General features: G+C 55.2%; 17 protein-coding genes. 4 read left to right on the top strand and 13 right to left on the bottom strand.

What is annotated here, in order from left to right:
• Positions 1-98 precede the first annotated feature (98 nt).
• From RAL88_RS00085 to RAL88_RS00060, 6 genes are all read right to left on the bottom strand, one after another.
• Positions 99-761: a hypothetical protein gene (locus RAL88_RS00085; RefSeq protein WP_306266357.1), complete on the bottom strand. Its 663-nt coding sequence runs from the start codon at positions 759-761 to the stop codon at positions 99-101.
• A 101-nt stretch (positions 762-862) separates the two neighbouring features.
• Entirely contained in the window at positions 863-1927 is a 1065-nt protein-coding gene (locus tag RAL88_RS00080) for an AI-2E family transporter (RefSeq protein WP_306266355.1), read from the bottom strand.
• Between the two features lie 129 nt (positions 1928-2056).
• The gene (locus RAL88_RS00075; RefSeq protein WP_306266353.1) at positions 2057-2599 is read right to left on the bottom strand and encodes a CDP-alcohol phosphatidyltransferase family protein; all 543 of its coding nucleotides are present in this window, start codon (positions 2597-2599) and stop codon (positions 2057-2059) included.
• Positions 2600-2711: 112 nt separating this feature from the next.
• The gene (locus tag RAL88_RS00070; protein ID WP_306266351.1) at positions 2712-2909 is read right to left on the bottom strand and encodes a hypothetical protein; all 198 of its coding nucleotides are present in this window, start codon (positions 2907-2909) and stop codon (positions 2712-2714) included.
• A complete protein-coding gene (locus RAL88_RS00065; protein WP_306266350.1) occupies positions 2906-3655 on the bottom strand; it encodes a trans-aconitate 2-methyltransferase in 750 nt (249 codons plus the stop codon). The genes RAL88_RS00070 and RAL88_RS00065 overlap by 4 nt, the downstream gene beginning before the upstream one ends.
• A 99-nt stretch (positions 3656-3754) precedes the next feature.
• Entirely contained in the window at positions 3755-4648 is an 894-nt protein-coding gene (locus tag RAL88_RS00060) for a dihydrodipicolinate synthase family protein (RefSeq protein ID WP_306266349.1), read from the bottom strand.
• 225 nt (positions 4649-4873) lie between these two features.
• Between RAL88_RS00060 and purM the strand changes: the two genes are divergently transcribed.
• Together purM and purN are read left to right on the top strand one after the other, a co-directional pair.
• Entirely contained in the window at positions 4874-5965 is a 1092-nt protein-coding gene (gene purM / locus RAL88_RS00055) for a phosphoribosylformylglycinamidine cyclo-ligase (protein ID WP_306266348.1), read from the top strand.
• Complete coding sequence (purN, locus tag RAL88_RS00050) at positions 5962-6606, top strand: phosphoribosylglycinamide formyltransferase (RefSeq protein ID WP_306266346.1); 645 nt, start codon at positions 5962-5964, stop codon at positions 6604-6606. Before purM ends, purN begins: the two co-directional genes overlap by 4 nt.
• On the opposite strand, the gene RAL88_RS00045 is transcribed toward purN, so the two are convergent.
• The gene (locus RAL88_RS00045; RefSeq protein ID WP_306266345.1) at positions 6591-7307 is read right to left on the bottom strand and encodes a YafY family protein; all 717 of its coding nucleotides are present in this window, start codon (positions 7305-7307) and stop codon (positions 6591-6593) included. The genes purN and RAL88_RS00045 overlap by 16 nt on opposite strands.
• Before the next feature lie 87 nt (positions 7308-7394).
• Between RAL88_RS00045 and RAL88_RS00040 the strand changes: the two genes are divergently transcribed.
• Positions 7395-7808, top strand: coding sequence for a VOC family protein (locus RAL88_RS00040; protein WP_306266344.1), 414 nt, complete (start codon positions 7395-7397; stop codon positions 7806-7808).
• Positions 7809-7881: 73 nt separating this feature from the next.
• Here RAL88_RS00040 and ndk read toward each other — a convergent pair whose 3' ends face one another.
• Positions 7882-8304, bottom strand: coding sequence for a nucleoside-diphosphate kinase (gene ndk, locus RAL88_RS00035; protein WP_306266342.1), 423 nt, complete (start codon positions 8302-8304; stop codon positions 7882-7884).
• A 217-nt stretch (positions 8305-8521) separates the two neighbouring features.
• Entirely contained in the window at positions 8522-9175 is a 654-nt protein-coding gene (locus RAL88_RS00030; RefSeq protein ID WP_306266341.1) for a glutathione S-transferase N-terminal domain-containing protein, read from the bottom strand.
• A 169-nt stretch (positions 9176-9344) separates the two neighbouring features.
• Between RAL88_RS00030 and RAL88_RS00025 the strand changes: the two genes are divergently transcribed.
• Positions 9345-11273 carry an ABC-F family ATP-binding cassette domain-containing protein gene (locus RAL88_RS00025; RefSeq protein WP_306266339.1) on the top strand — a complete coding sequence of 643 codons (1929 nt, stop codon included), beginning with the start codon at positions 9345-9347 and terminating at the stop codon, positions 11271-11273.
• 75 nt (positions 11274-11348) lie between these two features.
• Here the strand turns inward: RAL88_RS00025 and RAL88_RS00020 are convergent, their stop codons facing one another.
• From RAL88_RS00020 to RAL88_RS00005, 4 genes are all read right to left on the bottom strand, one after another.
• Positions 11349-12053 (bottom strand): phosphodiester glycosidase family protein, encoded by a 705-nt coding sequence (locus tag RAL88_RS00020; RefSeq protein WP_306266337.1) that lies wholly within the window; start codon positions 12051-12053, stop codon positions 11349-11351.
• Positions 12010-12222: a hypothetical protein gene (locus tag RAL88_RS00015; protein WP_306266335.1), complete on the bottom strand. Its 213-nt coding sequence runs from the start codon at positions 12220-12222 to the stop codon at positions 12010-12012. Before RAL88_RS00015 ends, RAL88_RS00020 begins: the two co-directional genes overlap by 44 nt.
• An 872-nt stretch (positions 12223-13094) precedes the next feature.
• Positions 13095-13661, bottom strand: a complete 567-nt coding sequence (locus RAL88_RS00010; protein WP_306266334.1) for an ImmA/IrrE family metallo-endopeptidase — start codon at positions 13659-13661, stop codon at positions 13095-13097.
• Complete coding sequence (locus RAL88_RS00005; protein WP_306269789.1) at positions 13654-13992, bottom strand: helix-turn-helix transcriptional regulator; 339 nt, start codon at positions 13990-13992, stop codon at positions 13654-13656. The genes RAL88_RS00010 and RAL88_RS00005 overlap by 8 nt, the downstream gene beginning before the upstream one ends.
• Positions 13993-14009: the final 17 nt, after the last annotated feature.

Below are 14009 nucleotides of genomic sequence, written 5' to 3'. Positions count from 1 at the left end.
GATAGTTCAATACTATGACAAAGCCGGTGCAAATGGGAATATTATCCGCAATAGGGTTAGTGTTCATTGGAATGTGTTGCGGCAGCGAGGTCTTCAAATCACAGGAGTTCTGAAGCGAGTTGGCGGGTAATGGCCCTGCCCCGCTCCAAAGACAGCCGATCAAGATCATCCACCAGCCGGCCGGCAGCGGATAAAGACCGCTCCATGCGAACCAGAAGATAATCCAGCACACGCGCCTCGACCGTCAATTGTCGGTCGGCAAACAATTTGACCATCACCTGCCGCAAAAGCCGATCGCTTGGTTCATGCAGCTCCAGCGGATGGGCGGCTCTGAGGCGGGAGCGCAGATCCGGCAATGTCAAAGGCCAGCTCTCCGGCCATGTCCGGGTTGTGATGAGAAGCCTCGACCCTTGTTCACGGACATGATTGAGAAGGTGAAACAGGCGGGTTTCATCAAGTTGCACACAATGCGCATCTTCCAGAAGCAGCGCTGCACCCTCCAGTTCAGACAGATCGGCAGGCAGCGGAAGTTCAGCGGCATTCAGCGAAACTGCCGCCGACATCTCGACATATATTGCAGCCAGGTGCGACTTGCCCGAGCCAACGGGACCGGCCAGTATCATGATATTTGCGGGCCAGTCCGGCCAGGCTGCGACCACATCGTAAGCAGTTTGGTTGGCTTCATCGAGAATGAAATCATCGCGCGTCATCGCCGTTGAAACGGGCAGATCGAAGGACATTTGCCACGTAGTGGAAGACATGTCTGAATAGCTTCCTGTTTAGATGCGCTCAACTGACCGGATTTTCACAGCCGTCAGCCGTGACAGACTATACGAACCGTTTCATGAAAACATAATTCCATCTAGGATTCGTGCCCTTTATAAAAGCTGCTCTGCAGATACTGACGCAGAGCGAAGCGGACAAGGACTCCCACCGCTGCAGCCAGTGGCACCGCTACCAGTAGCCCGACAAAGCCGAAAAGCGAGCCGAAGGCAAACAGGGCAAACATCAGCCAGACGGGATGCAGCCCGACGGACCGGCCAACCAGTCGCGGTTGCAAGATATTGCCTTCAAGGAATTGACCGGCAGCAAAAATCGCGGCCACCAGGGCGATGTTCAGATAATCCGGCCAGAACTGAACCAATGCAACACCGATCGACAGAAGAAAACCGGTGATCGAGCCAACATAGGGAATGAAACTCAACAATCCGGCCAGAATTCCGATGAGTAGCCCGAAATTCAGTCCTGCGAGGCTGAGGCCGATGGCATAAAATCCGCCAAGCAGCAGGCATACCAACCCCTGACCACGGATAAACCCTGCCAGCGCAGTATTGATTTCGTTGGCCAGAGTGCGGATCACCTCGGCATTATCCCGGGGCAGCCACGAATTGACCTTTGCCATCATGCGATCCCAGTCATAGAGCAGATAGAATGCCACGACTGGTGTGACGATAAACAGACCGGCAATATCGAGGATGGCCTGGCCGCCGCTCCACACAGAGCGCAACAGGCCGGTCAGCCAGCCGGCGCCCTCTTTGAGGAATTCTGAAAATGACTGCTGAACAGCGGTGCGGTCTTCCCCCATCAGACGTTCAAGCCAGCCTGCGTTGATTTCCGAAATGCGCGCCTGCAATTGCGTCACCAGAGTCGGCAGACGCTCGATGAAATTGGCTGTCTGCGCGCCCAGCAAGGGAATGATGATGACCAGCGCAAGCACGAACACGATCAGAAACAAGATCAGAATGACGATAGTCGCCATCATCCGGCTGAAACCGCGGCGTTCAAACCAGTCGGCCAGAGGGTCGAGGCAATAGGCCAGACCCATGCCGGCCACGAATGGCAGCAATATGCCCCGGAATAAATACAGGAACACAATGAGGACCGCCAATGCAGCGAGCCAGAAATAGATATGAGTTCGCAGTTTCAAAATGACCTATCCTGCATCCGGTGATCTCTGTAACAGGTGAACTGAAGCCTCGCAGCGTGGAGTTCGGTTCATTTGCTCCTTATGCCTCTTTCTCTCATATTCCCGCGAAAAACCTCCATCGTCCAGCCCTCAGCGTTTTTCGACTGTGCCCATATGGCTGAACCAGTCAAGCAGATAGGCCAGAGTGGACAGCAAAGTCAGCGCGGCCACGAGGATCACCGCCAAGCTGAAGAAGATTCCCAGATCCAGATCAAACGCCATAGCCCCCATGACCAGGCAGATCAGAATGATCTGCGCCACTGTATTGGCCTTGCTGACCATCAACGGCTTCATCGGTATGGGTTGATGCAGTATCCAGGTCAAAACCACCGCGCCAACAATCAGCAGATCGCGGCTGATGACCAGGATAACCAGCCACAACGGCAGCAAGCCCTGGATGCCCAGGGTCAGAAACACCGCGACCAGCATTACCTTGTCAGCCAGCGGATCGAGATGGGCTCCCAGTTCGGAAACCTGATTGAACTGTTTGGCAATGAAGCCATCGACACCATCTGACACTCCGGCGATCAGAAACAGCCAGAAAGACAGGGAATATTCCTCGATGCTGATCAGCCAGACAATCGCCGGTACAATGAAAAGCCGGAAAATTGAAATCAGATTGGGGATGGTCATGGGTGTGGAGCGTTTCTGGTTTAGGTTGAACTTTCTGACCGCAGGCATTCGATCAGATGACTGCGGGTTGCAGATAAGGACGGCACAGCGCCGCTGCCATGCTCAAAATCGATTATTCGGCACCCTGCCTGGTTTTGTTGCGGGATCGAACGAACGGTATCATCCACACAAGGCACGATACAATCCAAACGATGCTGCCCAGCACGGTCAGCACGTCACCGAATTTTATCCCCACTGCGATGAAGATAAATCCAGCAAGAATAAAGCCGATCAGGCCAATCAGCTGATAGTCATCGTCCCGCAACGTCATGTCAGCCCGCCAATTGGAATAATCTCGCGGCAGGATGCCTCAAATTCACCGCCCTGCCAATCGCCCAGCCACCGCTCGACGGTCAGACCGGCAGCACGCAGCTTGTCGGCAATATCCGGCTGTGAAGTGTAGCGGATTTGAGCACAAGCGGAAAATGTCTGACCTGTCGAGCCAATGCGGTAGCTGTTCTCATAGCTTAAAATACCGCTGGCCTCGTCATAGACCGATCCGTTCCCGGCTTCAACGGGTCCCATTTCGGGATGTTGCAGCTGGCGTTTATTGGTGTTGCTGTCTCGTGTCTTTGATCCTGGAAAGGCCAGGTTGCGGCTGTCAAACACAAACCGCCCGCCGGGATTGAGATGGGCGGCAATGGTTGCCAGAACGGCTATCTGATCGGCGTCGGTCAGAAACACCTGAAACGAATGACCGGTCAGGACCACCAGATCGAACTTTCTCGACAACCGCACACTGCGGGCATCTGCGAGACTGAAGTCTACCTGGTCTGCACCGGCGCGCGCCCGTGCAATCTCCAGCATTGCCGACGCCGGATCGACACCGCAAACTTCGCGACCTTCGGCCAGGGACACCGCCAGTTCACCGGTTCCGCAACCAAGATCCAGCACGGATGCGGCTGTTGCCGCCATTTTCCGGCAAAAATTAAAATCCGCCCGCTCTGTGGTGGCAAGATCATAAAACCGAGCCAGATCTGGATCGAGATAAATGCCGTTTTCTGCTGCATCAATCATAGCTCATCACAATCTGGCATAGCTCATCACAATCTGGCCAGTTCGGCCATATCCCGGATCAACACCGTGGATTGGCCGCGCCTGCGGCGCAATATGGCTTCAGTCGATGCCGAAACTTGCTTTCAGCGCCGCAAACCGGGCCAACAGGGCCTCGCGGCGTTCGCCGGTCAAACCTGTCAGCGGCAAGCGGACATTATTCCACACCGGTTCAGACATTTGCGCTGCCAGCAATGTCTTGATCGCGACAATCACCTGTTCGCTGATCACCAGTTCCACAAGTTGGGAAATGAAATCATTGTCCTTGCCCTGTGTCAGTTCGCGAACCTGCATAGGAAACAGATTGGCAAGGCCGCCAATCGCCCCTGCCGCTCCAAGCCGCACCGCCGGTGCCAGATGACGCTCATCACCAACCAGCACATCGATATTATGATGGGTTTCCACCAGCGGCTTTGTATTCTGCCAATTCGCCGAGGAATCCTTGATGCCGCGAATAACCGGGCCGAACCTGTCGCGCAATCTGGTAATTGTCTCAATGGATACGGGAACGCCGGTCAAGGAAGGGATGTTGTAGAGAATAACATCGCGGGCTGACGACCCCAAGCCGGCGAGAACACGCTCGTACCAGCCGAAAATGCCGTCTTCCTCGAGCCCGGCAAAATAATGCGGCGGTGCCAGCAGTACTGCCTTTGCACCAGCCTCAAGCGCGTTGGCAGATTCGCGGCATGCTTCTTCAACCGTGTTGCAAATCACCCCGGCAATCATCTTGTCCACCGCGATGCCTGCGGCGACAGCGTCCTTGAAAAGCTGCGCGCGTTCTGCTGCGGTGAGAGACGGCCCCTCCCCGGTTGTGCCGAAAAATGTGATGGAATCACAGCCATTTGCCAGACTTTTGTCAGCGTGGGAAAACAGCAGGTCTTTCTGAATTGCCCCGCTTTCATCAAACGGGGTTGCAATTGCGACAGACAGACCAAAGCGGGAGTGAGCGGACTTCAAATTGCTAATCCTTCTGAAACGGCTTCAGGCCGCAGACAACAGATCGAACCTTCCTTCTATCATACGCAGTGCCATTGCCAATGCTGCAGATGCGGCTTGCGCAAAGGTGGTGCCGGAACCGTTGTAAAAGCCCGATTTAAGTTGCCTAAAACGTACTCTGGGCTTGAATTCGCGCCCCGGAGCAGGCACACCGGCGCCAGATGAATTATCACCGGGATGCGTATCATGGGTGACTCCGAAAAATCCAGTTCCAACGGCCTGTCCTACCGCGATGCAGGCGTTGATATTGACGCCGGCAATGCGCTGGTCGACGACATCAAACCTCTGGTGAAGGCAACACGGCGTCCCGGAGCAGATTCTGAACTGGGCGGGTTCGGTGGCTTGTTCGATCTGAAGGCCGCTGGCTTCACGGACCCCATCCTGGTCGCTGCAAATGACGGTGTCGGTACCAAACTGGCACTGGCGGTGGAAGCAGACCGGCATCAGACCATCGGCATTGATCTGGTTGCGATGTGTGTCAATGATCTGATCGTGCAGGGTGCGGAACCGCTGTTCTTTCTGGATTATTATGCCTGCGGCAAGCTGGACCGGCGTGTCGCGGCCAGTGTCATAGCCGGGATCGCTGATGGCTGTCTTCAGGCGGGCGCTGCCCTGATCGGCGGCGAAACCGCTGAAATGCCCGGCCTTTATCGTGATGGTGATTATGATCTCGCCGGATTTTGCGTGGGTGCAGTGGAACGCGGACAAATCCTGCCACGCAGCGATATTGCCGCCGGCGACCTGCTGCTTGGCCTTGCCTCCTCGGGCATTCATTCCAATGGTTTTTCACTGGTGCGCAAAATTCTCTCCGTCAGTGGCGCGGATCTGTCCGGACCGGCAGAGTTTGCGGCTGAACGCAGCCTCGGCGAGGTGCTGATGGAGCCAACCCGGATTTATGTCAGAGCGGTACTCTCCACCCTGCGTCGGAGTGACGGGGTAAAGGCGCTTGCGCATATTACTGGCGGCGGCTTCACGGAAAATATTCCGCGGGTCTTGCCCGATGATCTTTGCGCCAGGATTGATCTCGACGAAATCCCCTATCCGGATGTTTTCAAATGGCTTTCCAAAACCGGCGGTGTTGAAGAGAGCGAAATGCTGCGGACTTTCAACTGTGGCATCGGACTGGTGCTCGTAATTGCTGCCGAAGACCGGGACGAAATCCTCACCGCGTTGCGCGAAGCGGGAGAGACACCGGTAGAAATGGGCTCACTTCAGCCCAGGGCCGACGGCGAAGAACAGGTCATCTATGCCAACCACCTGCCCGGCTACGACGCATGAAACAGGTTGCCATATTGATCTCCGGACGGGGCAGCAATATGGAAGCCCTGTGTCAGGCTGCCGAGACGACCGACAGCGCCTATCAGGTGTGCCGCGTGCTGTCCAACCGCCCGGATGCAAAGGGGCTGCAATGGGCCTCTGACCATGGCTTCAGCACGCGGGTTGTGGACCACAGAAAATTTACCAGCAAGGCCGAATTCGAGGCCGAACTGAATGATGATCTGAACACCGCCGGAGCTGATTTTGTCTGCCTCGCCGGGTTCATGCGGCTGCTATCGGCGAACTTCGTGCAAAAATGGCGCGGCCGGTTGCTGAACATTCACCCCTCGCTGTTGCCAAGCTTTCCCGGACTGGTGCCACAGCAACAGGCGCTGGATGCCGGTGTGCGGATTTCCGGGTGCACAGTGCATTTCGTCAGCGAAGATATGGATGCAGGGCCGATCATCGTCCAGACCGCAGTGCCGGTCCTGCCGCAGGACAGTGAAGCGACACTCAGCAAACGAATTTTGACTGCCGAACACCGGACTTATGCGCCCGCATTGGCAGCGGTGTGCGCGGGTCGGGTGTTCTGGGACGGTGGATCAAAAGCCACTATGTCAGACGAGGCCGGCGAGCCGCTTCATCACTATCTGGACATCTGAGCCGACGACTTTTCATCGCCCGGCCTGATGTGGAGTTTCCACCAATCGGCATAAAGCGTGGCGCGCCTTGGGCGATAACGCTCCTCCAGAACATCCATTGTGTCGATCCGGTCGGTGCGGAAATGGCGGAAATCAACCCGCAGCTCGCACCATGACACGACGACCCTGGCGGCGCGAAAATAGCCGATTGAAATTGGCCAGATGATGCGCTCGCTGGCGACATCGTTTTCGTCGCGATAGGCCAGCTTCAGCTTGCGCTGCTCGCGCATGGCAAAGCGGATTTGAGCAACATCAATCCGGTCAGTGGTTTTCGGGCCGTATTCCGCAGCATAAAGCGGGGCATCAATAAACGTTGACTTGAGATGATCCGGCAGCACAGCGGCGATTTTGGCGATGGCATCGCGGGCTCCCAGCTTCAGTTCATCGTCACCACGCTCCTGAACCATGCGCATGCCGAGCATGATCGCCTCCAGTTCGGCGGCGGTGAACATCAGCGGCGGCACATCGTAGCCGTCCTCCAGAATATAACCGACGCCAGCCTCGCCGCGAATTGGCACGCGGTTGCCAGCCAGATCGGCAATATCGCGATATATCGTGCGTAAGGATACTTCCAACTCCTCGGCAATCGCACTGGCCGGATAAGGTCGGCGCGCACGGCGCAATATCTGGATAATCTGTAAAAGTCGATCAGCTCTTCTCATGGCCGCTCTATAGCACACCATGCTGACATCATGTTGTCAGTATGGGACGGGTAAATTGGATTTTGCAACGAATGAGAGGATTTTGGAATGACCGGCACCTCAGAAAACCCAAGCATTATGTCTCATGTCTCAATCGGCGTCGCTGATTTCGCCAGCGCGGTTGCATTCTATGATGCGGTATTGGGCTCTATGGGAATCCGCAAAATCATGAGCCATAAAGACGCGGTTGCCTATGGGCGGGACTATCCGGAATTCTGGGTTCAGATTCCGCAGAACGGCAAGGCGCCTTCTGTGGGTAACGGAAGCCATATTGGGTTTTTTGCCCGCAGCAAGGACGAGGTTCACGGCTTCTGGGAAACCGCCCTTGCCCGTGGTGCCACGCCTGAAGGCAAACCGGGCCCGCGTCCGCATTATGGCGAGTCCTATTATGGCTGCTTTCTGCGTGATCTGGATGGCCACAAGATCGAGGCGGCATTCTGGGATGCCGAGTTGATGAAGTAGCTTGAGATCGTTGCAATAAAAAGGGCGCAATCTGCGAAGAATGCGCCCTGCATGTGGTGTAGTGTCGCTGAAGTCAGCCGACAATCTCGTCATTGCTGAAGAAATATTTGATTTCCTCGGCAGCTGTTTCAGGTGCATCGGAACCGTGCACAGAATTTTCTCCGATCGACAGGGCGAATTCCTTGCGGATAGTGCCTGCATCGGCATCCGCCGGGTTGGTTGCGCCCATCACTTCGCGGTTCCTGGCAATGGCGTCTTCGCCTTCCAGAACCTGAACCACAACCGGCTCGGAAATCATGAATTCAACCAATTCGCCAAAGAACGGGCGATCTTTATGCACAGCATAAAACCCTTCGGCCTGGGCTTTGCTCATATGAATGCGCTTGGAGGCAATGACGCGCAGACCGGCGTCTTCAAATTTGGCAATGACCTTGCCGGTGAGGTTGCGCCGCGTTGCGTCTGGTTTGATGATTGAGAAAGTACGTTCGATAGCCATGTCAAAACTCTGTTGTTAACGGTGATTGAAAGCGGGACAGCGGATGCTGGACAGCGCCGGGGCGCAAGGTTGCGCTCTCTTAGCTTTGCAATGACCCGGCTGCAACCCCTTTCACCGATTCGCCCGGTGGCACCCAACGCCATTGTCCGCTCTCCGGCTTGCCGATGGACTGAGCCGGAGGATCAATTGGTGCAAAGTAATTTGGAAAAGCTGTGAATCAGGTATCCAGATGGGCATACCAGTCCAGGATACGCGGTTTTTGCGGCAATACATCATAATCGCTACAGGCAGCTGGCCATTTCAGCGAGCCATAAACAATGAAATCCGCGAAATTCGGTGTCGCGCCTCCGATAAAGGGTTGCCGGCGCAACATCAGATCAAGCGCCAACAGATTGGTCTGAAAACCCTGCCTGTGCCGGTCCCGGTCCGCATGGAGCTGTTCCAGGGTGGTCTTCAGCGACTTCTCACGGCTCTTGCGAAAATAGGCCTGGTTCTCAGCATCAAGAATGTCATGAATATCCTTCGCCACCATGCGGACTATGCCCGGATGCAGGGCCGAATAGGTCCACGCTTCAACAAACCGGCTCATGGCGCGGGCCTGCGCGCCGTCAATCAGCTTCGGCGTCTGCGGATAGGCCTCATCGAGATACTCGGCTATGGCAAAGGAATCGGTTATGGATCTGTCGCCATCGCACAGCATCGGCACGGTTTTGGCATCATTGCCTTCAATCCCGGCAATCGCTGTGAACGGAACGGCGATGGTTTCATAGGCAAGCTTCTTATGATCCAGCGCCTTTTTTATACGCCAGCAATAGGGGCTGAAACGGCGGGATGTGTCGCGTCCGCATAGATCATAAAGCCTGATGGTCACCAAAAATCTCCGGGATATTCTGCAGCCGCGTTGATGCCAGTGTTGCGATCTTCAATCAACCGGCCATTCAGAGCGCTTTTGGTGAAAGTGGCCGCAAATCCGGTTTTTGCGGGGCTGATACCGAACTGGCTCTTGATTTTCCGCTGCGCGCACGGCACAAGCTCGCCACATGTTAAGCATCAATTCCCTGACCTATCGTATGGCTGGCCGTCTTCTGCTGGAAGACGCCTCCCTATCTGTGCCGACCGGCACCAAAATCGGCCTGGTGGGCAAGAACGGCACCGGCAAGACGACGCTGTTCAAACTCATTACTGGCGATCTTGCGCCGGAAAGCGGCAGCATCAATCTGGTGCGCAATGCCCGCGTCGGGCAGGTGGCACAGGAGGCCCCGGGCGGGCCGGACAGTCTGCTGGAATTCGTATTGCGGGCCGACAAGGAACGCAGCGCCCTGCTTGAAGAAGCGGAGACGGCTACAGACCCTCACCGCATTTCCGACATCTATACACGCCTTGGCGATATCGATGCCTATTCCGCCGAAGCGCGCGCCGGCACCATTCTCTCCGGGCTTGGGTTCGACGCTGCAGCGCAACTACGCCCCTGCTCCGATTTTTCCGGTGGCTGGCGGATGCGCGTCGCCCTGGCGGCGGTGCTGTTCTCCGCCCCCGATCTGCTGCTGCTGGATGAGCCGACCAATTATCTCGATCTGGAAGGCACCTTATGGCTTCAGGCCTATCTGAAGAAATATCCGCACACGATCATCATCATCAGCCATGACCGCGAATTGCTCAATGAATCCGTGGAGATGATCGCCCATCTGGAGCATCGCAACATCACCGCTTATCGCGGTGGCTATGACGTGTTTGAAAAAACGCGGCGCGAAAAGCAGCTGTTGCTGGAAAAGGGCAAGGTCAAGCATGATGCAGCGCGCAAGCATATGGAAGCCTTCGTCGAGCGCTTCCGCTACAAGGCTTCCAAGGCAAAACAAGCACAATCGCGGCTGAAAGCGCTGGAGAAAATGGGTACGGCCACCACGCTGATTGACGAGACCAGCCTGCCGATCCGGTTTCCGCCGCCGGAAAAGGTTCTGGCGCCGCCGATCATGCATTTTGAACAGGTTTCGGTGGGCTACACGCCCGGTGAGCCGGTGTTGAAAAACATCAATCTGCGGATTGATGATGATGACCGGATCGGGCTGCTGGGGCAGAACGGTAACGGTAAATCCACCTTCGCCAAATTGCTCGCCGAGCGTCTCAACGCCGAAACCGGCACCATTACAAAGCCTTCAAAGCTGAAAGTGGCGTATTTTGCGCAACACCAGCTGGATGAGCTGAAACCCGCCCAATCAGCATTCGAACATGTCCGGCCGCTGATGCCCCAGGCGCATGAATCCAAGGTCCGTTCCCGTGTCGCGCAAATGGGCCTTGGCTCTGACAAGATGGATACGAAGGTTGCGAAGCTTTCCGGTGGTGAAAAGGCACGCCTGATGCTGGGACTGGCAACCTTTGACGGGCCGCATCTGCTGATTCTGGATGAGCCGACCAACCATCTCGACATCGACAGCCGGCAGGCCCTGGTTAAGGCGCTGAACGACTATCCCGGCGCTGTGGTGATCGTCAGCCATGACCGCTCGCTGCTTGATGCAAGTGTTGACCGGCTGTGGTTGGTGGCCGATGGCACTATTGCGCCGTTCGAAGGCGATATGGATGAATATCGCCGCCTGATCTTAAGCGGCAAAAGCGCCAACACGCCCGCTGCAACTGCGGAAACCGAAATTGTCGAGACCGAGCTTGCACAGGCTCCGGCACGCCCGGCGATATCCGCCCAGGAGCGCCGCCGCGATGCGGCGCAGAAACGTGAAGCCCTGGCTCCAATGCGCAAGAAAATCAAAGGCCTGGAAGCACAAATTGCGAAATTGAATCAGGAAATAGCCCGCGCAGAAAAGGCACTGGCCGACCCTGATCTTTATACCAACGACCCTGGACGGGTTTCCGCACTTTCCAAATTCCGCGCTGATGCGCAAAAGTTGCTGATGAGCACGGAAGAGGAATGGCTTTCGCTGTCGGACGAGTTGGAATCCGCGATGAGCGAAGACGCATAGGCTAAAGGCTGACACCTTTTTGATGCACTGTTGATTGCACAAGCTCAGCGGCTGCGGCGCAGCGGGTTCAGCAGATCACGGTGCCGGCTTTGTTGCCACCACGCCGACAATCGGCCCCATTGCCCGGCCGGGATCGCTGCGTTCCAGATCGCGGATATAAAGCCGTGAAATCGAGCCATCAAGATACAGCGCATTTTTCGCGCCGAACCGGTCGCGGAACAGCCGGGCGAAATCATAAAAATTCACCCGGTCTTCACTGAGTGCAAACACAATTGTGCGACCGTCAGCGGCGATGCCGACGCCATTTCTGATTTTGCGCGAGGTGCCGTCCTGCAAGAAGCGCGGATGCAGCTCGCCATCGATAATCAGCATCGGCCCGGACTGGGTGGCAAAGTCCGGTTCAATCCCTGAGGTCAGATAGGCTTGCGTTTCCAGAATGCCGGCGGCGCTGCCCACCAGATAGAAAACACCGTTCGGCAGCAGGTGGAAGTTGCCGGGACCCTCGTTCTGGTTGACCGGACTGCGTTCGATGCCCTGCTCGACATACAGCCCGACCGGGTCTCTGTCGGCGTGATACATGCCGGCATTCATGGCGAAACTCAGTTGCAGTCCCTCGCTGTCGAGAAATGTCTCCAATGCGGCGAAATCCGCGAACCCGGTGCCGTTATCATCCCGGTGAAACAGCCGGATATCATGGGTCGTCGGATCAAAGCCACAGACCGTGTAGCGGGTGCCGTCAAAGCGCACGGTTTCGCAGCTGCCGGTGGGCCCGGATATCATGGGTAGTCGGATCAAAGCCACAGACCGTGTAGCGGGTACCGTCAAAATGCACGGTTTCGCAGCTGCCGGTGGGCAACGAAGCCGCTTCATCAAGCTGTGCCAAAGCCGGCGCGGCCGTGATTGCCGAGAGAAATACAAGGGCCAGAATGATTTCAAGCCGGTTGGTCATGATGGAAGCCACTCGCGATATTGATTTTTCATGGGCGTCAGGCACCTGTTGGCTGCGTCAGGAAATGTAAAAAAACTTCCACCATCCTCTATCAGCCTGTTCAGATAGGCGCTTGCGCCACTATTGCAAATCAACCGCTGTATTCCCGGGACAAGCCCGGGAACGACGAAGGTGGCTTGGGGAGCGCAAAAGAGCCTTGAGCGGTGTGATGTACGATGAAGACGCCCTCACCACCGCCGTCTCCCACGGGCTTGTCCCGAGGGTCCAGTTCTGCTGTGCGCAGTTGCTGTTCCTACCGTGGCAAATCAACTGCTGGGTTCCCGGGACAAGCCCGGGAACGACGAGCGTAGTGTTCTGACGTGCTGATTGGTGTGATGTCCGATTAAAACGCTGCCCTCGCCACCGCCGTCGCCCACGGGCTTGTCCCGAGGGCCCAGTTCTGCCGGGCAAGCAACCATTCCTACCGTTGCAATTCAACCGCTTCGTTCCCGGGACAGGCCCGGGAACGAAGCGTGTGGTTATCAGCTGCAGCCGCTGGTGCCGCCGCAGGTGTCGCATTTCAGGCAGGTGCCGTTGCGGACCATGGTGAAATTGCCGCATTCAGAGCAGTTTTACGCCAAATTGACTTCTCTGAATAGGTCCGCAATTGGTGGAAGTTGTTGGCGAATATGAACCTACAATAATTTGTCGTTCGCTACGCCGTCACTCTTCGGGTTGCCCCGAGAGCCGGATTTGTCTTGAACTCCCATTGAGTATATTTTTTAGAAAGCGTTGCGGTCATGACGCTAATTCAGAACTTTACTCCGCCACTTGAATGTAGCTGCCTCCAATATGCGATATTTTTTATTCCTGCTTCATATTTTGGTGGATTCTTAAAAACCGAGAATATCGCGCAAATATGTCGGTATTTCCCTCGGTTTAGTGGAATATTCTTTGAAGGCTCTTTCAGCTAATTTCCGCGGAACTTTGAGCCAATGTTCGATTTCTTCAATCGATTCGTACTGATAAACAATATGTCTGGGACATAAATAATGGTATGAAAATTCGTTAGCTTGCCATTCGGCGCTATGCTCACGAGACTTGATTTCTTTTCTACGCATATCCCATGCTTTTGCCTGGTCTCTGTGCAAAAATACATGACCGGTTTCGTGGCCAAGTGTGTGCCGTGCAAGAGGAACCCCAGAAAGAGCACCCGTATAAAGACTCTCGTGCAATTCAATCCTTAGTGGATCATAAAAGGTTTTCGCATCTTCAAATGGACTCAAGGCCGATCCATCCGGAATTAATGCAAATTCTTTTATTATGGTGGGTAATTTCGCTTCCAACGCCCAAACGATCTCTGGGCAGTGGTCGTTGTACATTCCAAACAAATCACGGACGCTAAGCGCAACCTGTTCTATTTCAAAAGAACTCTTTTGGGAAACGCGCATGTCACTCATGGTTTACCTCCCGATATTTGGAGCTAAGATAATAGATTCCCCCTTTCCCTGGATTCTCGACGAATTTTTTGTACCTTGATCGTGAAGCCCGAAACTCCTCCACCAAATTTTCCGAAATTAGAGTTCCTCCGAGATCCAATTTCCTTGCGTCAAGTAGTGAGGCTTTCCTACTTGGGCTTAACTTCAGGAAGTATGCAATTTTTTCAACAAGCTCATCAGATACATCTCTCCCTGTTTTTTCATAATGTGCGATCGTTGAAACTGAACAGCCAATTCTCTCTGCCATTTCCATAAGACTAATACCGAGCTCAATTCGGTATTCCCTTAATATTAGGCCAAATGTTGAGA

Origin of the sequence: Pararhizobium sp. IMCC3301 (assembly GCF_030758315.1) — a bacterium.
GTDB lineage: Bacteria > Pseudomonadota > Alphaproteobacteria > Rhizobiales.
This window is presented reverse-complemented; position numbering and strand designations above follow the sequence as displayed.